At 41.8% G+C, this 24,921-nt stretch carries 17 protein-coding genes and 1 tRNA gene; 10 read left to right on the top strand and 8 right to left on the bottom strand.

The window, feature by feature from the left end:
- Positions 1-287: 287 nt before the first annotated feature.
- Positions 288-1,439: a serine hydrolase domain-containing protein gene (locus BFP75_RS13935; RefSeq protein ID WP_099545982.1), complete on the top strand. Its 1,152-nt coding sequence runs from the start codon at positions 288-290 to the stop codon at positions 1,437-1,439.
- A 337-nt stretch (positions 1,440-1,776) separates the two neighbouring features.
- Entirely contained in the window at positions 1,777-1,932 is a 156-nt protein-coding gene (locus BFP75_RS21890; RefSeq protein ID WP_165776604.1) for a hypothetical protein, read from the top strand.
- A 409-nt stretch (positions 1,933-2,341) separates the two neighbouring features.
- Here the strand turns inward: BFP75_RS21890 and BFP75_RS13940 are convergent.
- The 5 genes from BFP75_RS13940 to dnaE all read right to left on the bottom strand — a co-directional run bounded on the left by BFP75_RS13940 (position 2,342) and on the right by dnaE (position 9,590).
- A tRNA-Asp gene (locus BFP75_RS13940) sits at positions 2,342-2,415 on the bottom strand.
- A gap of 72 nt (positions 2,416-2,487) precedes the next feature.
- Positions 2,488-3,417, bottom strand: coding sequence for a DUF58 domain-containing protein (locus tag BFP75_RS13945; protein WP_099545983.1), 930 nt, complete (start codon positions 3,415-3,417; stop codon positions 2,488-2,490).
- A gap of 71 nt (positions 3,418-3,488) precedes the next feature.
- Positions 3,489-3,806 carry a thioredoxin gene (gene trxA / locus BFP75_RS13950; protein WP_099545984.1) on the bottom strand — a complete coding sequence of 106 codons (318 nt, stop codon included), beginning with the start codon at positions 3,804-3,806 and terminating at the stop codon, positions 3,489-3,491.
- A 108-nt stretch (positions 3,807-3,914) separates the two neighbouring features.
- The gene (locus BFP75_RS13955; protein ID WP_123803471.1) at positions 3,915-5,135 is read right to left on the bottom strand and encodes a cytochrome c3 family protein; all 1,221 of its coding nucleotides are present in this window, start codon (positions 5,133-5,135) and stop codon (positions 3,915-3,917) included.
- Positions 5,136-5,153: 18 nt separating this feature from the next.
- On the bottom strand, positions 5,154-9,590 hold the full coding sequence (gene dnaE, locus BFP75_RS13960) for a DNA polymerase III subunit alpha (protein WP_099545986.1): 4,437 nt from the start codon (positions 9,588-9,590) through the stop codon (positions 5,154-5,156).
- A 269-nt stretch (positions 9,591-9,859) separates the two neighbouring features.
- Here dnaE and BFP75_RS13965 point away from each other — a divergent pair, with 269 nt between their 5' ends.
- The 3 genes from BFP75_RS13965 (at position 9,860) to BFP75_RS13975 (ending at position 15,577) form a co-directional block, all read left to right on the top strand.
- Positions 9,860-11,623: a tetratricopeptide repeat protein gene (locus BFP75_RS13965; RefSeq protein WP_099545987.1), complete on the top strand. Its 1,764-nt coding sequence runs from the start codon at positions 9,860-9,862 to the stop codon at positions 11,621-11,623.
- 175 nt (positions 11,624-11,798) lie between these two features.
- On the top strand, positions 11,799-13,556 hold the full coding sequence (locus tag BFP75_RS13970) for a tetratricopeptide repeat protein (protein ID WP_099545988.1): 1,758 nt from the start codon (positions 11,799-11,801) through the stop codon (positions 13,554-13,556).
- 257 nt (positions 13,557-13,813) lie between these two features.
- A complete protein-coding gene (locus tag BFP75_RS13975) occupies positions 13,814-15,577 on the top strand; it encodes a hypothetical protein (RefSeq protein WP_099545989.1) in 1,764 nt (587 codons plus the stop codon).
- Positions 15,578-15,674: 97 nt separating this feature from the next.
- On the opposite strand, the gene BFP75_RS13980 is transcribed toward BFP75_RS13975, so the two are convergent.
- A complete protein-coding gene (locus BFP75_RS13980) occupies positions 15,675-16,130 on the bottom strand; it encodes a ferritin-like domain-containing protein (RefSeq protein WP_099545990.1) in 456 nt (151 codons plus the stop codon).
- Between the two features lie 275 nt (positions 16,131-16,405).
- On the opposite strand from BFP75_RS13980, the gene BFP75_RS13985 reads away from it, so the two are divergent.
- Together BFP75_RS13985 and rimM are read left to right on the top strand one after the other, a co-directional pair.
- Complete coding sequence (locus BFP75_RS13985; RefSeq protein WP_099545991.1) at positions 16,406-16,990, top strand: 30S ribosomal protein S16; 585 nt, start codon at positions 16,406-16,408, stop codon at positions 16,988-16,990.
- 11 nt (positions 16,991-17,001) lie between these two features.
- Positions 17,002-17,529: a ribosome maturation factor RimM gene (rimM, locus tag BFP75_RS13990; RefSeq protein WP_099545992.1), complete on the top strand. Its 528-nt coding sequence runs from the start codon at positions 17,002-17,004 to the stop codon at positions 17,527-17,529.
- On the opposite strand, the gene BFP75_RS13995 is transcribed toward rimM, so the two are convergent.
- Positions 17,526-18,569, bottom strand: a complete 1,044-nt coding sequence (locus BFP75_RS13995; RefSeq protein ID WP_099546003.1) for a sugar phosphate isomerase/epimerase family protein — start codon at positions 18,567-18,569, stop codon at positions 17,526-17,528. The genes rimM and BFP75_RS13995 overlap by 4 nt on opposite strands.
- Positions 18,566-21,394, bottom strand: a complete 2,829-nt coding sequence (locus tag BFP75_RS14000) for a discoidin domain-containing protein (RefSeq protein WP_240531795.1) — start codon at positions 21,392-21,394, stop codon at positions 18,566-18,568. Before BFP75_RS14000 ends, BFP75_RS13995 begins: the two co-directional genes overlap by 4 nt.
- A 78-nt stretch (positions 21,395-21,472) precedes the next feature.
- Here BFP75_RS14000 and BFP75_RS14005 point away from each other — a divergent pair, with 78 nt between their 5' ends.
- From BFP75_RS14005 to BFP75_RS14015, 3 genes are read left to right on the top strand one after another with little or no spacing between them, the layout of a single operon-like run.
- Complete coding sequence (locus BFP75_RS14005; protein WP_099545994.1) at positions 21,473-22,915, top strand: sulfatase; 1,443 nt, start codon at positions 21,473-21,475, stop codon at positions 22,913-22,915.
- Positions 22,912-23,625 (top strand): tRNA1(Val) (adenine(37)-N6)-methyltransferase, encoded by a 714-nt coding sequence (locus BFP75_RS14010; RefSeq protein WP_099545995.1) that lies wholly within the window; start codon positions 22,912-22,914, stop codon positions 23,623-23,625. The genes BFP75_RS14005 and BFP75_RS14010 overlap by 4 nt, the downstream gene beginning before the upstream one ends.
- 50 nt (positions 23,626-23,675) lie before the next feature.
- Positions 23,676-24,854, top strand: a complete 1,179-nt coding sequence (locus tag BFP75_RS14015) for an acyl-CoA dehydrogenase family protein (RefSeq protein WP_099545996.1) — start codon at positions 23,676-23,678, stop codon at positions 24,852-24,854.
- Positions 24,855-24,921: the final 67 nt, after the last annotated feature.

A 24,921-nucleotide genomic window follows, 5' to 3' on the forward strand; every position in this document is an offset into this window, starting at 1 on the left:
CCGCGTTTTTGGAGTGCCTTCAAAAAACCGTTGAGCTCGTCACCGGTCTTGAACTGTTTAAAAAAATTGTCGTCGAATAATTCCTCGTTCTTCATAATGGTGTGAAAATTTAAAGTTAAAAAAATAGCGGGGGCATGCCCCCGCTATTTTTTTATTTACACACTTTATGAGATAGTCCCTTTTTTTTTTTAAAATGAGTTCATAAAATGGCGTATAGCGCTATGTAAAAATACATTAAATCGAATTTTAATTTAAACATTCATCTATTAAATAAAAAACTACAAATCATGAATAAAATTTTATTCCTATTATTATTTAGTCTCTTCCTAATATCGAAAAATGCTATTTCTCAAGTTAATCAAACAGAAAATAGTTTTGATCTGGAACAAACTAAAAAAAGACTAACTCAAGAAATAAATAAAATTCTAAAAGAGACAGGTATACCCTCAATTTCTTTGGCACTAATTAAAGACGATGCTATTGTTTGGGCTGAAGCTTTCGGGTATGCAAACGTTAAGAAAAAACTTCCAGCAACCAGTTCCACTATCTATAGTACCGGTTCAAATTTTAAATTCGTTACTGCAACGGCGATAATGCAATTGGCTGAAGCAGGGAAATTAGATATTGATAATCCTATCAACGATTATCTTGGAGAGTCCGCCATTAATGATTTTTCGGGTGAGGGGTCACCCGTAACTTTCCGTCATTTATTAAGTCATCATTCAGGATTAAAAGGACCTATTGAAATTGTTCCTATTTGGGAAAGAAAGCTTCCTAAAACATTAAAAGAAATTGCTTTAGAGATTAGCGCTGAAGAACCACCAGGGTTAAACTTTAAATATTGTAATCATTGTTACGCCCTTGTTGGTCTGGCTATTGAAAAAATCACTGGACAAACATTCCAGGAATATATAATAAAACATATTCTTGAACCACTTCAAATTGATTCTAAAGGTCCAGTAGTTCCAACACCAAGTATGGTGGAAGAATTAGCCTTACCATACAATCTAAATAATAATAATAAATCTGTTCCCGAATACCAATACATGTTTGATGTTTTTCCTGCAGGCGACATTTATTTAACTGCGCCAGAAATGGCTAATTTTTATATTGCACAATTGAATCAAGGCTCTTTTAAAGGTCAATCAATCTTAAATTCAAAATCTGTGAGAATGATTCAGAAACCGCAATTCGGAAGTGACTATGGTTTGGGTACTGGAGTGATTAAAAAGGGTAATATAATTTATTTACGACATACAGGCGGAGTACGTGGGATGACAACTTATTCTCTGTTAGAACTAACTTCTAAAAAAGGTTTATATATTGCTTCAAATGCCGGAGATATTCGAAATATTCTTGCTGAAATTGCAGACCTATCATTGAAACTAATAAACGGTGAAACAGAAATTGATCCTTTACCCTCATTTGCCAAAAAGTAATTAAAATAAATACAATTAACTGAAGATGATTAAATAAATAAACAGGAAGGCATCAAGTTGAAGGTCCAAGTTCTGCTCACGGGTGCTTACACTGGCATATCCAAAAATCATATAGGTTAAGTATAAATAAAGGTAAAAATGTAGACTATTTGTTCAGTACCGACAAATAGACTTTATGGAAATAGCGAACCTGCAATCTGACAATAGTTCAATAAAACGGTCCTTTCATTTTGTATGGCTATTATAAAAAGCCGGTGATTTATGTTGAGTTGAATAAAATCTGTAATCAACTCATATTTTTACTTTTTTTGAGCCGAATAAGAATTTTAATTGGCTCATGAAATATAATTGGCAACAAAATGACTGTGACTATCTTTCGCATTCATCATTGGGGGATATGTCGCCAAGGGAATACAAAGACCGTTTCGGGGAAGAATACTTCCCCGAAACGATGAACATTGATAATAATTTTATGAATTTAGCATTGTCCTAAAAAGGGGAAGGCTACAAAACGGGTAAGGCTACATTTTGAAGATATCATAGTTACTAAAAAGTCTAGTAAATTAATAAAAACGTCGAAGTGGGCAGTGTAAAGAATTTTCAAAAGATACTTAAAAACAGTTTTTCAGACGTATTGGCAAAGCAAGAAGTACGAGATATGAGTTGATACTTTGATTTTCTTGAAAATAAAATTAAAATAGTTGCAACCTATTTTAAAACAATTTACAGGGCTTAAATTCCAAAATCATTAATGTTGTAAAATGCTGCAAAGAAGTAAAAAAGAGGCAAGAATGCAGCACGATTGCAGCACGTTTGTTAACTTTTATTTAACATTAATATTTTTATAACATTGAATATCAAATACTTATAAATAAAAAAGCCTCGAAAAATCGAGGCTTTAGCGGTCTGGACGGGACTCGAACCCGCGACCCCCTGCGTGACAGGCAGGTATTCTAACCAACTGAACTACCAGACCGTGGCGTTTAGCGTGTGCAAATATACATTGCTTATTCAATTGCACAAACATTTTCTTTTAAAATATTCGCTACTACAGAAATTTGTTTCGCTCAACCAAAAATGTGTTCAGGACGGTAGAAAAATCCCTTTTTATATCTACCTCCACGTATTTAATGCGGTATTGGGCGCATTTTAGTTTAAGGGCCACAAAATACTTGCGTATACTGTCCTCATATGCCTGTTTGATGTTGTCGGCATAAAGATCTAAATGTTCCCCTGTTTCCACATCCAAAAAACGTTTGGGTGTATTGTCAAAATTGAAGTGAAATTCCAATTCCTTATCCATCAAATGAAAAAGTACAACTTCGTGTTTGTTATACTTTAAATGCCTGAGTGCTTCAAATAGCTCCTCATCCTCTTTTTCAGTTTGGAGCATGTCCGTAAAAAGAAATATGAGACTTCTTCTCTTTATTTTTTCCGCTATTTGGTGAAGATACGTGTAGGTTCTTGTTTCCTTGGCCACATCTTTCTCAGCCCCAATATCGTTCAATTTGGCCAATAACATCTGAAAGTGTCGTTCACTTCCTTTTTCAGGGGTATAATAATGATAATCATCCGAATATATACTTAAACCCACGGCGTCCCTTTGTTTCTTTAGCACATTCATCAGGGCTGCAATCGCCAAAATCCCAAAACCAATTTTATTAAGGTTTCCTATGGTCTGTGTTCTTACTTCTGGGTAGTACATGGAGGCCGAGTTGTCCAATATCATGTGGCACCTTAGATTGGTCTCCTCCTCGTATCTTTTGGTATAAAGCTTATCGGTCTTTGCAAATAGCTTCCAGTCGATATGCTTAGTACTTTCCCCATTATTATAGATTTTGTGTTCGGCGAATTCAGCAGAAAAACCATGGAAGGGGCTTTTGTGGATACCACTGATAAACCCTTCCACCACTTGGTCCGCCAACAGCTCCAAGTTGGGGAAAAGCGAAGCGTTATTTAGTTCTTGCCGTATATCCACAGCTTAAAGATAGGATAAAAAAAGGTCCGGTTTTACACCGGACCTTTCTCAATATGATTTAAAAATAAATTTTATAATAGGGCATCTATAGCATCCGTATACACCTTTTTAGGGGAAACACCCACCTGTCTACTTGCAATTTCACCATTTTTAAAGACCAAAACGGTAGGAATGTTTCTTACCCCGTATTTGGCTGCAAATTCTTGGTTGGCGTCTACGTCCACTTTGCCTACGATAGCCTTGCCCTCATATTCGTTGCTTACTTCATCGATTATAGGCCCTACCATTCTACAGGGTCCGCACCAGGCAGCCCAAAAATCTACTACTACTGGTTTATCACTTTTTAAAACTACTTCGTCAAAAGTAGCATCTGTTATTTCTAATGCCATGATTTATACTTTTAATAGATTATACAAAGTTAGTCAAATATTCTAGGGTTTCCTTACGCTTATGGTATTCGTTTTGGTTATTTAAGGATTGATGTAATCTATCCTATTTTAGTCTTTTGTGGTTTCCTCGGGGTAAATGGCAATATTATGTGTTCTTACTCCAATAGGGGTCGCCTTGTCCAATTTAGTCAATTGTACCTGCATACTCTTGGAAGGAATTACCGGCATATGGCATTGAATGCAATCGTTGTTCATTGCTGCCATTTTTGATTTTGAAACCGAACATGTTGTCTTATTTTGTTGATGGCAGGTAATGCATCTACTGTTGAAATAGGCTTTTTGTCCTCTTTGGTTCCTATGGGGGTCATGGCAGGTCATACAGTCCATTTGTTCGGATGCCGTAAAGCATTTGCTACTGGTCAATAATCCGAATTGATTACCGTGGACATCCAAAGATGTGCTAGGTCTAAGTGAGTTGAAGTTTTTTGAAAACTTTGACAAAGTATCCCCAGGTAAAAATTTAAAGGGGTTTTGGATTTGATTGCTTCTTAATCCGGAATGGCATGAAGCACATACGTCCAAACGCTGTTGTCTTGATAATGATTTGAGACCAATTAATGTTGTATCCTTTAGTATTCCATTGCTTTTTCTTTGAAGCCTTACATGACGTTCAGCCGGGCCATGGCATTTTTCGCAATCAACGCCCAATGCTATTTTGGAAATATCGTACTTGTTAGAGTTTGTGTTTTCATTGCTATTTTTGGCAAACGTTACGTGGCATTTTAGACATTGGTCGTTTACAGGCCGTAATGGATTTAACCTGTTTGTGTAATTGGGACTATTGATCCAAGAATCAGTGGGCACAAAATAGGATGCTTGCAACTGGAACAGTCCATCTGGCTGATTGGTCAAATAGGATTGCCCCTTTAATCCCGAACCTATCGTGATATCCATGCTCCAATCAAAAACCTTATGGTCTCCGTACTTTATCTGCGCATGCTGAAAGGGTTTTCCATTCTTTACCATTATTGAAATATCGGCATCCATTAAGGACACCGTATTCTCTCCTTCATTAAAACTACCGTGGATATTGTCTATAGTGGTCAAGGTGGAAGTGTTGAAATGTGCTGTTTCCAAATGGGATTCATAGATATCCTTATGGCACTCCATACAGGTTGCCGATCCAACATAACCTTCGCCGTTATAATGGTAGGCAATAACCTTAAGGTCCGAATACCTTTGGGAAGGTCCAGAAAGATAATTGTAAAGCTTTACTGCGATAAAGCCTATTACTAACAAACCAAGAACATAGAATATCTTTTTCTTCAAGGGATCCAAGACTTAAGGCTAATTTAGTTTAAAATGAACCTGCTGTTCTTCCAGTCTTTGTAAAAGCTCACTGGAAATCTGAACTTTTTGTTTTCTACTGCTCAATCGTACCTTAATCTGCTCCTGCATTTCATACACCACAAAGTTTAAAGGGTGGTCTCCCTTGTGGGAAACCAAGGTGTCCTTGAGTTGATGCACCTGGGCTTCTTTTAATTCATCGATGTTGAGTTTGATCGTCAATTTTTTGGCGAAGGACTCCATGACATCCTGTAATAACATAAAGCTATTGAACTGCATTCTTGGCTCGCCCTTGAGTCCGGTTTCCCTATTTACCCAACCTTCCCTTACATACAATTTGACGTAGGCGAAGGAGTTGAGCATTAAAAAGTGTCTGTACTTAAGGTATTCCTCTCCAAAAATCCTAAATTCAAAGGTGTCCGTATAGTCCTCCATGGTAAATGAGGCCCATCCCTTGCCGTTCTTTGAAATTCTATGCTGCACGTCCGTTATAACACCTGCGAAAGTGAGTTCCCTGTTTACATAACTCGCCAAATCGTTGCAATGGGACAGGCTGGCATTACAAAACGCCTTGATTTCCGTTTTAAAATCGTCTAGTGGATGTCCGGAAATATAAATTCCTACCACGTCCTTTTCCCTTTTCAATTTTTCCATGGTGCCCCATTCCTCACAGGGGGGCACAACGGGTTCCGGTATGGAAACTTCACTGGCGTCACCAAAAAGGCTTACTTGGGCCGAGTTTTCGTTCTCTTGAAATTTGGCTCCGTACTTAATTACTTTTTCCAGGAACGTAATCCCATCTCCATCATTATGAAAGTATTGTGCCCTGTGGGAATTTCCCAGGGAATCAAAACCACCGGCAAGCGCCAGGTTTTCAAACGCTTTTTTGTTTGCTGCTCGTAAATCGATACGTTTTGCCATATCAAAAACGGATTTATAAGGTCCGTTTTTCTTACGTTCGTCCACAATGGCTTCTACGGCCCCTTTTCCAACCCCTTTAATGGCACCCATGCCAAAACGTACCGCTCCTTCTTTGTTTACGGCGAATTTATAGTAGGATTCGTTGACGTCCGGGCCAAGTACATCCAATCCCATACGCTTACATTCCTCCATAAAGAAGGTCACCTGTTTTATGTCGTTCATGTTGTTACTAAGAACTGCCGCCATATATTCGGCAGGGTAGTGGGCCTTGCAATAGGCCGTTTGGTAGGCTATCCAAGCATAACAAGTTGAGTGGCTCTTATTGAAAGCATATGCGGCAAAGGCTTCCCAATCCTTCCATATTTTTTCCAGTTTATCCTCCGGATGACCTTTTGCCGAAGCCTGTTGGATGAACTTGGGCTTCATTTTGTCCAAGACATACTTTTGCTTTTTTCCCATGGCCTTTCGCAGTACGTCCGCTTCACCTTTTGTAAAATCTGCCAACTTTTGGGAAAGGAGCATCACCTGCTCTTGATACACGGTGATACCATAAGTTTCAGCCAAATACTCTTCACAGGCCTCCAAATCGTAGACGATTTCCTCGGTACCGTGTTTTCTTGCGATAAAGCTAGGTATGTATTCCATAGGGCCTGGTCTGTACAGGGCATTCATAGCGATAAGGTCCGCAAAAACCGTTGGTTTTAGTGCCCGCATGTGTTTTTGCATTCCGGGCGATTCGTATTGGAACACCCCAATGGTTTCACCGCGTTGGAAAAGTTCGTAGGTTTTTTCGTCATCCAACGGGAAGTTTTCCGGATCCAATTCAATACCGTGTTTCGCCTTTACGATTTTAACCGTATCCTTGATCAAGGTCAGGGTTTTGAGGCCTAAGAAGTCCATTTTCAGCAGACCAGCACTTTCTACCACCGAGTTGTCGAACTGTGTGCAATACATATCCGAATCCTTGGCCAAGGCCACGGGAACGAATTTGGTAATATCATCCGGGGTAATGATGACCCCACAGGCATGAATTCCTGTGTTCCTTAAAGACCCTTCCAATACATAAGCTTGGTTCAGGGTTTCGGACTCCAAACCATCCCCTTCAGATATGGCCAAGAGCTCGTTGATTTTTACAAGGTCGTCGCTGTTGAACTTACTTCTTAGAATTTTCTCGTCGATGCCCATGATCTTTTTCAACTTGGACATGTTGGGAATCAACTTGGCCATCCGGTCCGCATCTCCCAACGGCAGGTCCAGGGCCCTTGCAGTATCCCTTATCGACGATTTGGCCGCCATGGTACCGTAGGTAATGATTTGGGCTACTTGGTTGGCCCCATATTTTTTGATGACATAGTCCATCACACGGCTACGGCCTTCATCATCAAAATCGATATCGATATCTGGCATGGAAATCCTGTCCGGGTTTAGGAAACGCTCAAAAAGTAAATCATACTTTATTGGGTCCAAATTGGTAATCCAAAGACAATAGGCCACGGCGGAACCTGCCGCAGAACCACGACCGGGACCTACGGAAACATCCATTTGCCGTGCTGCCCTTATGAAATCCTCCACGATTAAAAAATACCCCGGATATCCCGTTTTTTCAATGACCTGAAGCTCAAAATCCAATCGCTCATCAATTTCGGGGGAAATCTCCCCATACCTTTTTTTGGCACCCTCATAAGTGATATGCCTCAAGTATTTGTTTTCGCCCCTTTTGCCTCCGTCCAATTTGTCCTCTTCGACCTGAAATTCCTCTGGAATATCAAAAGCGGGTAATAATACATCTCTGGCCAGTGTGAACGTTTCAACTTTGTCGATTACCTCCTGAATATTGATGATGGCTTCCGGGATGTCCTTGAAGAGTTCCTTCATTTCATCGGAGGACTTAAAATAGTACTCTTGGTTGGGCAATCCGTAGCGATATCCCCGGCCTCTACCTATGGGAGTCGACTGTTTTTCCCCATCCTTGACACATAAAAGAATGTCATGGGCGTGGGCGTTTTCCTTTTTTTCGTAATACGTATTGTTGGTGGCTACCAACTTTACATTATGCTTTTGGGCGAATTGAATCAAAACCTGATTTACGCGGTCCTCGTCCTCTTGTCCGTGGCGCATGATTTCTATATACAGGTCGTCCCCAAAGGTGGATTTCCACCATAAGAGGGCCTCTTCGGCTTGGTTCTCACCAACGTTCAATACCTTACTGGGAACTTCACCATATAAATTTCCAGTCAATACGATGATATCCTCCTTGTATTGTTCAACAATTTTTTTGTCAATTCTGGGGACATAGTATTTACCGTCCACAAAGGCAATGGAGGACATTTTTGCCAAATTGAGGTAGCCATTCTTGTTTTTGGCAAGCATGACGATTTGATAACCGTTATCCTTTACAGATTTGTTGGTGTGGTCTTCACAGACCTGAAATTCACAGCCAACGATCGGCGTGATTTCAAGTTCGGGCTCTGGAAGAGTTTCCAAGGGTTCCTGACCTTCTTCCAAGTTTCCGTTCAAGGTGGCTTCGTGCCGTTTCCTATTTTCCTCGTTTCTGGCAGCGACCCCGTTATTATGGTTTATGATGCCGTTCACAAAATGAAAGGCTCCCATCATATTGGCATGATCCGTCATGGCCACGGCCGGCATTTTAGCCTTTGCGGTTGCCGCTATGAGATCAGGGACACTGATGGTGGATTGAAGTATGGAAAATTGGGTATGGTTATGTAAATGTGCGAACGTGGCCGTCTCCAAAGTGGCCAGGTTTTCCTTGATCTCTTCTTTTGAAATGCCACCGGTATCCTTTTCCCAAAGGGCATCCGCAATTTGTTTGGAGGCTTTTTTGAGATTGATGTGTTTTAGACCTATGAGCTGAATTTCCTGCGGATTGGCCTCAGAGAAATTCTTAAAATAATCCGGTTTAACATCCAATTGTTCCACCGTATATTGCTTTAACCGTATCAATTCCAAAAAGCAACGGGTGGTGGCTTCAACATCCGCAGTTGCATTGTGGGCCTCGGCAAAAGGTTCCTTGAACAAAAACTCGTGAAGTTCCGTTAGGGTAGGGAGTTTAAATTTTCCTCCACGACCACCGGGAATCTGACAAAGCTCGGCCGTATGTTCCGTACAGGTGTCCAAAACGGGGAGATCCTGTAATGGATTATCAACGTTCATTCTATGGAATTCGGCACCCATAATATTCACATCGAAACCAACATTCTGACCCACGATAAACTTGGTTTGGGCCATGGCTGCATTGAATTTTTCCAAGACTTCTCCCAGGGGAACCCCTTCTTGTTCCGCTAGTGCCGTGGAAATACCGTGAATCTTTTCGGCATCGTAGGGAATGTTGAAACCATCAGGTTTTACCAAATAATCCTGATGCTCAATAAGGTTCCCCATGGCATCGTGCAACTGCCAGGCAATCTGTATGCATCGTGGCCAGTTGTCCGTATCGGTAATAGGCGCATCCCAGCGCTTGGGCAATCCTGTGGTTTCGGTATCGAATATTAAATACATGTGCTCTTTTTAATTCCAAAGGATCGGAATATTTGGACAATTCATTTTGTTTCAAGTAAATGAGGGCCAATCTCATTTTTTAAATTCCAAAAAATACAAATATCAAATACTAATGAAAACTATTTGGTATTTGATACTTGGAATTTGGAGCTTACTCTAAAAAAAAGTAAGGATAAAAATACTGAAAAGCCATGGCAGGTAAAAAGGGAGTTATAAGGAGTTATTAACGAAATGTCGTATTTTAGAACACCCCCACAAACCAAACCTGTATGAAAATTGTCAAGTACCATCTGTTAATACCGATTTTGCTTTGTTTTTCATCGCTTTCCTTTGGGCAGAACATCAAAAAAACTGATAATGCCAATATCGACAGTCTTTTACAACTTATTCCCATACAAAAAGATTCTGTACTGGTAGAAACCTACTTTACGATATTCGACCAATACATATACAAAGACCCTAAAAAAGGAATGCCCTATTTAGAGGCAGCAGCTCCAGTTATCAATCGATTGAACAGCAAATATCTAAAAGCAGAACTTCTAAAAAAAAAGGGGCTTTCCCTTCAAGAACTAGGTGATTTCAATCAATCACTTGACTATTTCAACCAAGCCAAGGTGTTGTATAAAGATTTGGGAAATCAGGCAAAACTTCAATCTGTTTATAATAATATTGGTATTGTATCAAAAGATTTGGGACAAACCGGGGCTGCCCTTGAGGCGTACTTGACCAGTATAAGATTAAGCGAATCGCTGGGGTACCCCGAGAAAGAAAGAGCCCCTGCGCTCATGAACATTGGAAAGCTGTACTCAAAATTGGGTAACCTCGAAGTATCCAACGACTATTACAAAAAAGTAGAGGCTATTTGTTTGGAACATAATCTCGAATATGGTTTGGCGATTACCCGGTCGAACCGAGCAACAAATTTGGCCAAGGTCTATAAGTTTCAAGAAGCCTTGGACCTTTATCTTGGGGCCATGCCTTATTTTGAACGGACAAACCGTAAGTCTGCTATTGGGGAACAATTGAACTTGATAGGGGCGGTGTACTTAAAAATGGATTCATTAAAAAAAGCCAAGAGATATTTTTTACAAGCCTTGGATTTAAATAATGACATCGAACAAAAAAGTCAATCGGGAATTTCGTACCGCAATTTGGGCGATGTTTCCTTTAAGGAAAGAGATTATAAATCGGCCTTGCAAAATTATGAGAACAGCTTGGCCATTGCCAAACAGTTGTCCAACAACATCGAAATCGTTGATGACTATCTAAAAATCTCGAATACCTACGAAAAGTTGGGCAACATCTCAAAAGCCTACGAATACCGAAAAATATACTCTGTGATGTACGATAGTATTTTCAGTAGAGAAAACAACCAAAAAATCAGTGCCCTTGAATTGCGATACAAATCCGAAAAAAGTGAACAGGAAATCGAACTTCAAAAAAAGGAAATCGCACTGCTCGAGGAACAACGACGCACGGCGAACCTTCAGCGCATCGGATTGATAATAGGCCTACTGACCACAATTGCCCTCTTTAGCTTGATCTATTACGGAATCCGACAAAAAATGAAACGCAACCGACTGGAACGGGAACGCGTACAGGCCGAACTGACCTTTAAAGAGAAAGAACTGACGACCCATGCCCTGCACCTGGCCAAAAAGAACGAAGTGCTCGAAGGACTCAAACAAAAGGCCGCCGAACTCAAGAAAACCGAAGGTGGCGGTAAGGCCTACCAAGAACTCATCAGGACCATCAATTTTGACCAACAGGACGATAAGGTGTGGGAAAATTTCACAAGGTATTTCGAGGCCGTACATAAGGACTTTGAAAAAGATGCGGTTTCAAGATACCCGGATATCTCCAAGAACGAACTCCGTTTGATGGCACTCATAAAGATGAACCTTTCATCAAAAGAAATCGCCAATATTCTCAATATTTCTTCCGATGGGGTCAAAAAAGCGCGACAGCGTTTGCGAAAAAAAATGAACCTTTCTCCCGAAGATTCACTGGAAACGACAGTGATGTCCATTTAGTTTGATTTTTTTAACTATGGCCTTTCTTGATAAGTTACTATCCTAGTTAGGATGCAAATCGGAAAATAGAAAATTAGTGAAAAGGTTCGCAAGTACTATACGTAATAGACTTCTATGAACTGTTAAAATGTCGAATAAATTACTATTTTAGAACTATCCCACAAACCAACCCACGATGAAGACAATTCAAAAATTGCTGTTCTCCCTGCTGTTCATTCTTTGCCTTAACCTTAGCTTTGCCCAAGACCAGAATATAGTGCAAAAAAAAGTAGATAGTATAGTAAATCTGCTACCTTCTCAAAAAGACACAACGCTGTTCAAAAGTTATATTGAATTATTCAGATTTTATTTTAGAAATGATCCGATACAAGGAAAACCCTATTTGGACAAGGCCAAAGAATTGGTAGAAATCATTGAAGATAAAAGCTTTCAAGGATGGTACTTACTTAACGAAGGGCAATACAATAACAATATTTCTGAATTTGAAAAAGCAGAAAATCTCTATTACGAGGCCATTTCTCGCTACGAAGAGGCCAAAAACCAACAAAAAATGGGGGACATTTACAACTCCCTGGGCGTTACCCTAAAAAACCTTGGCAAAACAGGGCAAGCCCTTGAGGCCTACCAAAAGGCTTTGGAATACCATAAATCTATAAATAATGAAACAGGAATAATGTTTGTATATGGTAATCTGGCCGTGCTGTATGCCAAAATGGGCAACCTTAAAGTTTCTAACGAGTATTACGAGAAAGTCGAAAAAATGGCCCGTGCCATGAACAGTGAATACCGGGTGCAGTTGGCGCGGTCGAATCGGGCAACCAACCTAGTAGAGACCAAGGATTACAAAGAGGCCCTGAAACTCTACTTTGATGCTGTTCCCATTTTTGAAAGAGAAGGCAGAAAACTGGTACTAGGCGAACAGTACTACTTGATAGGTTCGGCCTACCTCGAAATGGATTCGCTACAAAAGGCGGTGGAAAACCTAGACAAATCGATGGTGCTGAGCAGTGAAACTGGAGAGACCGCCATGCTAGGTATGGCCAAAAAAAAAATTGGGGAAGTCCATTTCAAGCAAGGTAACTATCGGTCGGCCTTAAAGGAATTTCAGCATAGCCTTGAAATCTCAAAACAGACCTCGAACAATATCGAGATTGCCGATGACTATCTCAACCTGTCCGATACTTATGAAAAATTGGGCGATGTGGCCAAAGCCTATGAAAATCGAAAACTATATTTCGCCGTACATGACTCGGTATTCAGCGAGGAAAGCAAACAAAAACTGAACGACCTCGAGGTCAGGTTCAAGACCGAAAAAAGCCGGCAAGAAGTCGTACTGCAGAAAAAGGAAATCGCACTGCTGGAGGAACAACGGCGTACCGCGAACCTGCAGCGCATCGGTCTGATCGCGGGACTATTGACCACCATTGTACTCTTTGGATTGATTTACTACGGGATCCGGCAAAAGATGAAACGCAATCGCCTTGAACGCGAGCGTGTAAAGGCCGAGTTGGACTTTAAAAAGAAAGAACTGACATCGCATGCCCTGCATCTGGCCAAAAAGAACGAAGTGTTGGAAGGGTTGAAGCAAAAGGCGGCAGCGCTCAAAAAAACCGAAGGTGGCGGCAAGGCCTATCAAGAACTGATCAGAACTATCAATTTCGACCAGCAAGACGATAAGGTCTGGGAAAATTTTACCCGGTATTTCGAGGCTGTACATAAAGATTTTGAAAAACAGGCGGTTTCAAAATATCCTGATATTTCAAAGAATGAACTCCGTTTAATGGCACTGATCAAAATGAACCTTTCGTCAAAAGAGATCGCCAATATTTTGAACATTTCTTCTGACGGTGTCAAAAAAGCGCGGCAACGTTTGCGTAAAAAAATGAATCTTTTACCCGAAGATTCTTTGGAAACGACCATAATGTCGATTTGAGCGCTGAATACAATCCCTCCTAAACCCTAACAAAATAAGGCAGTTTCAGGCTGTACCCCTTTTGTACCCCTGCAATAAAATTGAGTACCCCTTTCGTACCCCCTCCATTTTTTTAATCCCAGAACAAGCGCTCTAGGTTTGTGGTGTCATTAAGTTGACAATCAAGTTTTGTGGTCTTGCTCGGTTACGTACTGCAGGCCAAAATCGGGCAGGTCACACAAAACCAAATTAATGTTTAACCACAAAACAAAGTAATTATGAAAACGCAAAACAGATTTTTTAGACTCGTATTATTGATCGTATTGACCCTAGGCCTCACTTCATGTAGCAAAGATGAAGTTGTACCGCCGGTACAGGTAGTCGATACCGATAAGGACGGCATTGCCGATGCCGATGACAATTGTCCGAATCAAGTTGGACCGGTTAGTAATCAGGGGTGTCCCGAAAGTACTGGTGGTGGCGATGGACAAATTACCGAAAACGATGGCATCACCGAAGAAGACCTGGAAACATACAAAGGGGATATCGGAATGGTGCTCAACACAAGGGAATTGGCCAAAAAAGGCTATTTCCCCGTAAAAGCCCAACTTGAAGTTCAAGGCACCTCGGCCGATTTTTCTCAAACCATTGATTTGGATCCCTATGCTTTTATGGGTCAGATCAATTTACCGGTTGAAGATTTGAGTGAAACCGATTTGGAAACCCTCAAAAACGGGGTTCAGGTTATAGCCAAACTTTTCGATGCAGGAGGCTCTGAAATTTTTACGGAAACCTTTACCAGTATTTTGTTCAAGCCAGACCCGACGCCAGCTACCTGTGATCCTACCGATCTACCCGATTTGAATACTGAGGTTGTCTTAGTCGAGAACACCCCATATTATATACAGGCGGTAAAGTATGATAACAACCAAGTAATGCCTGAAAACAGGGCAGCTTTTCGTCGGATTTTGCAAGAGATTCCGAATGACCCGTTGAGTAACTTGTCTAACAATTTATTGAGTATGACATCTACTGTTGAATTCACCGGTGACGAAGAGAATTCATCGTTCTTTTTCGAAGCAATAGACGGTAAAGCAAACCATTTTAATATCAAACATCAAGCATCGGACAGCTATTTAAAAAGCGAACAATTGAAGTACGGTATCGTGGATTTGGGATATGACGGAATAAAAGTCGGTTTCGAAAAATCTGATAGACTAAACCAGCAATTTGTTTTACACAAAGTAGGCAACGGGGTTTACCGCATGACGGATGCCTATTTTGAACCTATCAAAGTTACATCCGGCGTCGGTCTTACCGTAGGTGCTGCTGAGGGTGAGGAATTGTTGGTGAGACTGGTACCCATGAATATCGATTGGGAGGTTCAAGAAATCGAAACCCACTATTTGGAGCCCTTGTTGCCCGCGGCACAGAATGGGTTTAGCTATAACAGTACGTTGATCAATTGCGGTAGTGGTTCGTTAAAACAAACCATCGGCGAAAAGAAAAATGTAGAAACGACAACCACCGTAGGTTGGGAAGAAAGCTTTTCTTTCATGTCTAGCAGTACCGCAAGCACATCATTGACCTTAGGCCTGGAAGTGGAAGGGAAGTTCTTCGGCAACGGTGCCACATATTCAGCGGAAGCGACCGCTAGCACCCAAGTCACGACCCAGTTTGCTACTGAGAATTCCGTTTGGAGCGAAGCAACTGGGAAAACCAGTGAAACCTTCTTCTCGGAACGGGAAATCACCGTACCCTCAAAAAGTGCTGTACAGGCCTATGATGCCTTTCAAAGTTACGACAATATTAAAGTAAATGTCGTACAGCGGGTTCAGGTAAGGGGAAGAAACCAAATCAACAATCGGGCCTTGAGCGGAGACCAAATCGCTACACAATTCCATTTCAATGGCTTTGATGGGGTGATTACACGAATAGGCCCAGATTATGCGGAGGTAACCATAAGGGCAGTAGCTACTATGGACAAAGTTTTTAAATCTAAAAGTGATGTGCAAGAGGTAGCTGCTAACTGTGGTGGATAAATTTATGGCAAAATGTGAACATCTTGAGGTCTCATAAATAGGAAATAAAAAAGCGGACGTTAAAACGTCCGCTTTTTCAGCAAATTTAATATAATGCTTAGGAGACTGCCTCTTCATATGTTTTGGCATTGTTCAATGCTTCCTTAATCTCGTTTCTATGCTTTTTCAGCATATTTTCGGTGGAAGGAGCAAGTGCCATGTCATCGTCGTTTATGATTTCATTGTACTCTTCCAAACTTGCTTTTTCCCCTCTTTCAACTTCCTCCAATATCCTTTCGGTATCATCGCTGGTGAAAGTAGTAGTGAAATTCATCCAAGTTCTGTGTAAGTCTCCTTTGATGCTTCCGCCTTTTTCTGGCAATTCGCCAAAGGTCTGTATTTCCTTTTTGAGCTCATGGCCAAAATTGTAGCGCTGTTGCACTTTATCGGCCAAGAATTTCTTTACGGTTGGATTGTCCACCTTATCTTGTGCCAATTTATAGCCTTTCTCGGCATCATATGTTCTAGTTAATAAATTGTTTAATCTATTTGAAATTTTTTCTGAATACTTCATAATGTCTCTTATCATTTAAATTTACGCTCGTTACTGTCTTTCAATAACTACTCTGTATAAGTTACAGTAATATCTCGGAAACCCAAGTATTTAAAGGGGTTTAGCATAGGTTTAACTTGTTTTTGGCCAGTATCTTAATGCATTTAACATCCTGGAATTGATTTTTCAGGTTTAATCGTTGTCAAATCAAACTAATTAAATTACATTTGCAGCCCTTTTTCAAGGATAAATAGAATTAATAACCAAGGGTCGGGCACCCTACAAATTAATGTGATATGCCAGTTAAGATTAGATTACAGAGACACGGTAAGAAAGGTAAACCATTTTATTGGGTGGTTGCCGCCGATTCAAGAGCGAAAAGAGATGGTAAATTCTTGGAAAAATTAGGAATCTACAATCCTAATACCAATCCGGCTACCATAGAGTTGAATGTGGATAGTTCCGTAAAGTGGTTGCAGAACGGTGCACAGCCAACAGATACTGCAAAAGCGATCCTTTCTTATAAAGGAGTACTTTTAAAGAGGCACTTGTTAGGTGGTGTTGCCAAGGGAGCCTTGACCGAAGAGCAAGTAGAGGAGAAATTCAATGCTTGGGTAGCAGAGAAGGAATCTGCAATCGATGCCAAAAAAGGCGGTTTGGACAAAGCAAAAGAAGAGGCCAAGGCAAAAGCATTGGCTGCTGAAAAAGAAATAAGCGAAAAGAGAGCTGCTGAAGCTGCGGCTGCAGAACTTCCTGAAACCCCTGAAGGTGAAAGTGCAGAGGAAGAGGTAGAGGCTGTTGAGGAAGCTTCCGAGGTTCCAGAAGAGGCACCTGCCGCTCCTGAAATGAAAGAGGAGGAAGCTCCTAAAGAAGGAGAATAGTATTTGCAACGATGCGAAAGGAAGATTGTTTCTACCTAGGCAAGATCGTTTCAAAATATAGTTTTAAAGGTGAGGTACTGGTAAAGCTGGATACCGATGACCCGGAGATATACGAAAATATGGAATCAGTATTTGTTTCGTTGGGAAACAATCTGGTTCCATTTTTTATTCAGCGCTGTAGGCTACATAAATCCAACCTACTTCGAATAGACTTTGAGGAAGTAAAGAACGAATCCGATGCAGATCGAATCATGAGATGCGATCTTTACCTACCCTTGACCATGCTGCCTAAACTTACCGGCAACAAATTCTACTACCATGAAGTCATTGGTTTCTCCGTTTTGGATGATGTCCATGGGAATATCGGAGTAATCGAAGGTGTAAACGATACTACTTCCCAAGCACTCTTCGAAATTAAAAAAGGGGATAAGCAACTGTTAATCCCCATCAATGATGAAATTATCACTAAAGTAGATAGGGAAAATAAAATTATTCAAGTAGCTACCCCAGAAGGCTTGGTAGACCTTTACCTTTCTTAACCTTCCAATGCTTTTTTGGCAAATGCCAAGCATTTTTTCACTTCCGCAATGGCATCGGAACCTTCGGGAATTTCATATTCCAATTCTATTGTGGCCGGAAAGGAATATCCATTATCGCGCATCAATTGAAGTGCCTCTGCCAGGGGAGTATCTCCCTCGCCCCACACGACATTGCCTTGGCCATGTTCCGGCGTTTGTCTATCCTTTACATGCATACTCTTAATATGATCATGTTTTTCCTTCATAATTTCAAGCGGGGCTTCATTACCTGCTGCTACAAAATGACCTAAATCCAAATTGAGCGCATTGTATTTTGACTGTTCCAAAGCGGTGTCCCAAAAAGTTGGTGTTTGTTGGGTGTGTCCGTGATAGGCAACATAGATATCATGTTTCGCGGCCATTTCCCCTAATTTTTTCGTGTGCTCGTCATCACTTGGGTGTTCCAGGGTCACATGGGATGCCCCTAGGGCCTTTGCGGCCTTGAACCCATAGTTTATTTCTTCATCGGTATTGTCTTTGCCAAAGGCATTGGGCTTGAATGCATAGATAGTTACCCCGGCATCATTATACATTTTCTTAAGTTCCTTGAACTTATCCATGGAAACCTTTGCACGCCACTGGGCTACTTCGACGTTATATGCTTCCATGGCCATTTGCATTTCGCTCAATTTTTTTTCATCGGCTTCGGAGAGGGTACCTTCACGTTTGGAGCGCATTAATCCCCAAAGTGTACGTCTATCGAAGGAGCTCTCTGGTTTGCCGGCAAAGGATTCAGCTGGATCTCCCATTAATTCAATTGCATTAATGCCTGAATCCAATACATATTGCAGCGTAGCTTCAGCACCTTGGTCAGGCATACTTCTAAAGGAATACGTAATTACCCCAATTTGCACCCCTTTTATTTTAGAGTTTGGGACAGGTGAATTCAGCAACCTATTTCTGCCAAAAATATTTGGGCCTACAAATGTTGTCCCAATGGCTAAAGCTGCTGAACTCGATATGAAGTTTCTTCTTGAAACTATGTTTTTTTTGTTATTCATAATACAGGTTTTTTTGATGCTCCATAAATCTTCATTTGTCTCATGGACCATGGTATTTCACGGTCCTCTTGCGGACCAAAGTTTTTCGTTAAGCTCATGCGAATAAATTTGGCCTCAACGGGGTCGAAAATCAGGGAAACATCTGCCTGTTCTCCTTCACCTTTTTCAATTTCTTTCCATGAACTTCCATCCATGGAGCTTTCTAATCTATAGCCACGCGGAAAGGTGTGAAGTGGCGGTGGCGATCCGGGACGCCAACCCCTAGAAATGGGGGTTGCGTTAAAGTGAATTTCGGAGACGCTCATAGGTTCCGGAAACACTATTTGAAACCACATGCCCTCTTCCTGATTGCCTCCAGTACTCCATCCCTCAAAATTAAATGCACTGGTAGGGGAGGCCCTGCCACCAATTCGTGTGGGTACGGAATGGCTTGCCGTAATGGTCCAATCTTCGCTTGGCACCAAAATTTGCGGAACGGATGTCATCAACTCATCATATACATAAGGCGCTTTGCGCTCCTCTGTTTTAGTCCTAACGGTATGGACATCCTCGGCCGATACCAAGGTGGCTTCATTGGATAAATTGGTCCGTATATAGGATACGATGGACGCAATCCAATCATCGGATTGTTCTTTGTTGCCCACCATAATACCTGCGGGATACGTTTTCCCATCCAATGGTCCTTCCAGTCCGTGCATCACCGTTTTAATAACATATTCCGGGTGCGATTGTACCCGGGTAGAACCGCTCAAGGCCGGTGCCATGACCAAACCATCTCCAACCGGTGTTCCAGTGCCATCGTTTCCATGACATTGTACACAGAGTTCGTTGAAGATAACCTTTCCTTTTTCCAAGCTGCTCTTTTGGGCTTCGGTAAGCTGATTATTGCCAACTTCCCACCAATTTTTGACTTCTTTTGGTTCTAATATCTGTGTACCAATTGTTTGTATTCCTTTGGCCGAATTCGACTTGAGTAATTTTTTGAGGGCAACGTCGAAGGATGGGACTTCAAGAATGTGTGCCGACAAAACGGCCTGTAAGGCCACATCCACATTTTTATCCTCAAGTAGTTTTAAATAATCCCCTCCAAGTGATTTTTTACCCGACTTATATAATGTCTCCCCTGCACGCATGGCCTGAATACGCATTCTGGGATTGGAGTCGTCCATCAATTTTTCAACCAATTTCTCTTTCAACGAACCCAGACCCTCCAAGCACCACAAAGCATGGAAACGAGCCAATGTATTATCGCTGTTATTAACCATGGCTTCAAGTTCTGGAACGATACTTCTATCCTGTGACAACACGATCAATTGTTGTGCCTTGTCCCGCCACCAACCATTTGGGTGTTCCAAGTGCTTTACAAGTTGGGCCGGTGTTTCATTGAGCATATTCGGTTTGGTCTTGTCCCGTTCTTTGCTATCATGCGTAATACGCCAGATTCGGCCAAGTCCAACGACTTTATCCAGTTGATACTGCTCAATTTTTGCACGAAGATACGTGCCTTTTTGCGCCCAATTACCCTCTTGTATGATGCCATGGTACATATCGGTAATATACATGGTGCCATCTGGTGCGGTCGTCATATCTACTGGACGGAACAAGGGATCCGTAGATCTCAAAAACTCCGACTGTTGATCTTGAAATACATTGTGCAAGGTCGTTATGCCTTCATTGACAACAGGATTTACCTGACGCACGATACGGGCTACAGGTTCCCCATAGAATAACTGTCCGTACAGGTCTTTTGGCAATCGGTCACCCCTGTATATATCGTTTCCAGCAGCTCCGGTAACCCGTTTGGGTCCTCCGTTATTTTCTGGAACCCGGTCCATACCTTCTTGCAGGTCGCCTATCAAAACAGGTGCGCCCCATGGTTCTTCAAAAGCTTCGGCATAATTGTCAGTATCCTCATAATCAAAATTACCATAATGTACGGGTTGTTGAAATTGGGATGGTAGGCCACTCGCGCCTCCCAAAAACCAAACCTTTCCATCATCATCGTGTGTTACGCCCCATTGTGCACGGTTATACCCCGTATTCTCACGAATGACCCCTGTTGGAGTTTCCCGTACCCTAAAGGCGTTATATGTACTGTAGAGCCAATTGTCCATATTGTAATACATAAAGGCCTGTTGGTGTTCCACATTACCAGATCGTCCATAATTGGTAGTGAATAGCTCTTTTTTATCAGCTTTGCCGTCACCATCGGTATCGGTGAACTTATACACATTGTCCTCATCGGAATTCATGGTCAGTACGGCATCCTTCCTGTAGGGTAGTACGAAACGTGGAAAAATAAGACTGTCTACGAAGACCGTTCCCTTTTCATAAACACCGTCATTATCGAGGTCCTCCCACCGTGAAATTCTACTTGTAGGTTCCAAGGTGCCGTCAGAATCGGCAGTGAGCATGTAGGTGCGTAATTCCAAAACGAACATCCTTCCGTTACCGTCAAAGGCGATGGCGGCCGGTTGTTCAATTTGGGGTTCCGTAAGGATAGGTTCAATATGATAGCCTTCTGGTAATAAAAATTTTTTGGCTTCATCTTCGGGATATAATGGAAGTACAGGGGTTTTTGGGTCTAAATCAGCTCCTTTCCAATCTTCATGCTCAGGGTCGACCCCTTCCGGTAGGGAAACAACGGGAAGCGAATCGGACATGGAAGAAATAACTTCCGCAACACTATCTTTGTCCACTTTGCTTTTTTCCGAAGAGCAACTCATTAAACAAAGAATCGTTAGGGCCTGCAATAAAAAAACGGAGCGCAAGCCGCAATTCTTGGGGTTTTTCTTGTTTTTTAAATTCATTTTGGTGATGGTCATTCTGGATATACGTTCGGAAATTAACTATATTCATGGCATCTAACAAGGATTTTAACGCTGTGTTTTTAAAAAGTGTCAATGAAACATTTAAATTTTAATGGAATCGTTTTATTTATCCCGCTTTTAATACTGTCTTGCAAAGAAACCCAGGTAGAAACTACATCGGAAAAAATTCGACCGCCCAATGTCGTTTTGATCTTTACGGACGACCAGGGCTATAATGATGTCGGGGTTTTTGGGGCTGATGATATTCATACCCCTAACCTGGACCAAATGGCAAAAGAGGGATTAAAATTGACAAATTTCTATGCAGCACAGGCGGTTTGTTCTGCTTCCAGGGCGGGTATACTGACGGGATGCTATCCCAATAGGATTGGCATCCATAATGCATTGATGCCCAATAGTGAGGTTGGACTTAACCCAGAGGAAACTACTTTGGCAGAAATGCTAAAAGCAAAAGGGTATGCTACGGGAATTTTTGGTAAATGGCACTTGGGAGATGCCCCTAAATTTATGCCTAATAATCAGGGGTTTGATGAATATTTTGGAATTCCTTATTCCAACGATATGTGGCCTTTGCATCCACAGCAAGGGCCGGTATTTAATTTTGGTCCCCTGGAACTTTATCACAATGAAAAAGTAATCGATACCCTTACCGATCAATCCAATCTGACCACGAAGATTACGGAAAGAAGTGTCGATTTTATTAACAGTAACAAGGACAAACCATTTTTTCTATATGTTCCTCACCCACAACCCCATGTCCCTTTGTTTGTTTCTGATACCTTCAAGGGAAAATCAGATAGGGGATTGTATGGTGATGTCATTATGGAACTCGATTGGTCCGTTGGCGAAATTCTAAAAGCTCTGGATAAAAATGGCCTCACCGAAAACACGATTGTAATTTTTACATCGGATAATGGACCTTGGCTCGCCTATGGAAATCATGCTGGTAGTGCATATCCATTACGGGAAGGGAAAGGAACTGCTTGGGAAGGGGGGCAGAGAGAACCTTTTTTGATTAAATACCCAGGAAAAATCCCTGGCAATAGGGTAGTCGATACCCCGGTAATGGCCATCGATATTTTGCCGACAATTGCCGAAGCTACAGAGACCAACTTGCCCAAGAGAAAAATTGATGGTAAAAGTGCTTGGAGCCTGTTCACGGGCCAAACCGAGAATAGTCCCCAAAAGGCCTATTTCTATTACTATCGCGTTAATGAACTTTTTGGGGTGCGCTATGGAAAATGGAAACTGTATTTTCCCCATACCTACAGAACCATGGAGGGTCAGGAACCCGGTAAGGATGGACTTCCAGGGGATTATAAGTTGGTGGAATTAAAAGATATTGAGCTGTATGATTTGGAGGCCGATGTTGGTGAGACCACCAACGTAGCGGATGTACATCCGGATATTATTGCCGAAATTACCGCCATGGCCGATGCTATGCGGGCCGAGTTGGGAGATAGCCTCACAGGAATGGAAGGTGCGGAAACTAGGGAACCTGGTAGGATACAATGAATAAGCCGTTTAGATTCAAACAATTTGTGGTACAGCAGGATAGGTGTGCCATGAAAATTGGAACGGATGGCGTACTTCTTGGTGCATGGTCAGGCTTGGAGCATACGCCAGAATCGATTTTGGATATTGGGGCGGGAACGGGAATTATTTCCCTAATGTTGGCACAACGGTTTAATGCGTTTACAATCGATGCGCTGGAAATTGATGAAAATGCCTACGAACAATGTGTGGATAATTTTGAAGCTTCCCCTTGGGGCGACCGACTCTATTGCTACCACGCGGGTTGGGACGAGTTTGTAGATGAAGTGGACGAGGTGTATGATCTCATAGTTAGTAATCCGCCATTTTACAGTGAAAAAGTAGCGAGTGGGGACTCCGCTAGGGACTTGGCGCGCCAGAACGATACGTTGCCTTTTACGGAATTGGTGAAAGGTGTCTCCAAATTATTGTCCGATCCGGGTCGGTTTTCGGTCATAATTCCCTACAAGGAAGCGAAGGATTTTATCAATTTGGCGAATGCCGAAGCTCTATATGCTTTGAGAATTTGTCATATAAAGGGTCATGAAGATGCCCCTTTCAAAAGAAGTTTGATCGAATTTTCAAGAACAAAGGCCGATACAAAAGTTGAAGTTTTGATTATAGAAAAGGAAAGGCATATGTATACCAACGAATATATTGCACTGACCAAAGACTTTTATCTAAAAATGTAACTTATTGTTTTGGCAATGTTATATTTTTACTGCACTTATAAGTTGTATGTATGAAACCTGATTTATTCGAAGCACCCGACTATTATAATTTGGACGACTTATTTTCCGAAGAACATAAATTGGTACGCGATGCTGCCAGGCAATGGGTAAAAAGGGATATTTCGCCCATTATAGAAGAATACGCCCAAAAGGCCAAGTTTCCCAATCAGATTATCAGTGGATTGGCCGAGATTGGGGCCTATGGTCCCTATATTCCCGAAGAGTACGGAGGCGCAGGACTTGACCAAATCAGTTATGGGCTTATCATGCAGGAAATAGAACGCGGGGATAGTGGTGTGCGTTCCACGGCATCCGTTCAATCCTCCTTGGTGATGTATCCCATTTATACCTATGGCACCGAAGAGCAACGTAAAAAATATTTGCCCAAACTGGCCAGTGGTGAAATGATGGGCTGTTTCGGGCTTACGGAACCCAATCACGGTTCCAACCCCGGGGGTATGGAAACCAAGTTCAAGGATATGGGCGATCATTATTTGCTGAACGGGGCAAAATTGTGGATTTCAAATTCGCCCTTCGCCGATATCGCCGTGGTTTGGGCCAAGAATGAGGAAGGACGAATACACGGACTTATCGTAGAACGTGGCATGGAAGGGTTTTCTACCCCGGAAACACATAACAAATGGTCCTTAAGGGCATCCGCAACCGGCGAACTTATTTTTGACAATGTGAAAGTGCCCAAGGAAAATTTATTGCCGAACAAATCGGGTCTTGGGGCGCCATTGGGTTGCTTGGACTCTGCTAGATATGGAATTTCTTGGGGCGCCATTGGAGCCGCTATGGACTGCTATGATACCGCCTTGCGATATGCGAAGGAACGGATGCAATTTGGTAAGCCTATCGCCGCTTTTCAATTACAACAGAAAAAATTGGCCGAAATGATCACGGAAATCACCAAGGCGCAATTGTTGGCCTTTCGATTAGGTCAACTCAAGAATGAGGGTAGGGCCACAACGGCACAGATTTCTATGGCGAAACGGAACAACGTTGAAATGGCCATTAAGATTGCCAGGGAAGCCAGACAGGTACTGGGCGGTATGGGTATTACGGGCGATTATAGCATCATGCGCCACATGATGAACTTGGAAAGTGTAATCACCTATGAGGGAACACATGACATACACCTATTGATAACCGGAGCGGATATTACAGGTCACCAAGCCTTTAAATAAGATAACAAATTCCTCAGGTTATCTTAACATATCCTCAAAAATAGGGTCTTATTTTTGCCCTGCGTGT

This window comes from Maribacter sp. 4G9 (assembly GCF_002742265.1).
Classification (GTDB): Bacteria; Bacteroidota; Bacteroidia; order Flavobacteriales; family Flavobacteriaceae; genus Maribacter.

What these genes read in the sequence shown, in the direction of transcription:
- BFP75_RS13970 (WP_099545988.1), top strand. Translation starts at nt 11,799, where the DNA reads ATGAAGACAATTCAAAAATTGCTGTTCTCCCTGCTGTTCATTCTTTGC.
- BFP75_RS14005 (WP_099545994.1), top strand. Translation starts at nt 21,473, where the DNA reads ATGAAACATTTAAATTTTAATGGAATCGTTTTATTTATCCCGCTTTTA.
- BFP75_RS13975 (WP_099545989.1), top strand. Translation starts at nt 13,814, where the DNA reads ATGAAAACGCAAAACAGATTTTTTAGACTCGTATTATTGATCGTATTG.
- BFP75_RS13980 (WP_099545990.1), bottom strand. Translation starts at nt 16,130, where the DNA reads ATGAAGTATTCAGAAAAAATTTCAAATAGATTAAACAATTTATTAACT.
- BFP75_RS14000 (WP_240531795.1), bottom strand. Translation starts at nt 21,394, where the DNA reads ATGACCATCACCAAAATGAATTTAAAAAACAAGAAAAACCCCAAGAAT.
- dnaE (WP_099545986.1), bottom strand. Translation starts at nt 9,590, where the DNA reads ATGTATTTAATATTCGATACCGAAACCACAGGATTGCCCAAGCGCTGG.
- BFP75_RS13985 (WP_099545991.1), top strand. Translation starts at nt 16,406, where the DNA reads ATGCCAGTTAAGATTAGATTACAGAGACACGGTAAGAAAGGTAAACCA.
- BFP75_RS14015 (WP_099545996.1), top strand. Translation starts at nt 23,676, where the DNA reads ATGAAACCTGATTTATTCGAAGCACCCGACTATTATAATTTGGACGAC.
- BFP75_RS13965 (WP_099545987.1), top strand. Translation starts at nt 9,860, where the DNA reads ATGAAAATTGTCAAGTACCATCTGTTAATACCGATTTTGCTTTGTTTT.
- BFP75_RS14010 (WP_099545995.1), top strand. Translation starts at nt 22,912, where the DNA reads ATGAATAAGCCGTTTAGATTCAAACAATTTGTGGTACAGCAGGATAGG.
- BFP75_RS13995 (WP_099546003.1), bottom strand. Translation starts at nt 18,569, where the DNA reads ATGAATAACAAAAAAAACATAGTTTCAAGAAGAAACTTCATATCGAGT.
- BFP75_RS13935 (WP_099545982.1), top strand. Translation starts at nt 288, where the DNA reads ATGAATAAAATTTTATTCCTATTATTATTTAGTCTCTTCCTAATATCG.
- BFP75_RS21890 (WP_165776604.1), top strand. Translation starts at nt 1,777, where the DNA reads ATGAAATATAATTGGCAACAAAATGACTGTGACTATCTTTCGCATTCA.
- rimM (WP_099545992.1), top strand. Translation starts at nt 17,002, where the DNA reads ATGCGAAAGGAAGATTGTTTCTACCTAGGCAAGATCGTTTCAAAATAT.
- trxA (WP_099545984.1), bottom strand. Translation starts at nt 3,806, where the DNA reads ATGGCATTAGAAATAACAGATGCTACTTTTGACGAAGTAGTTTTAAAA.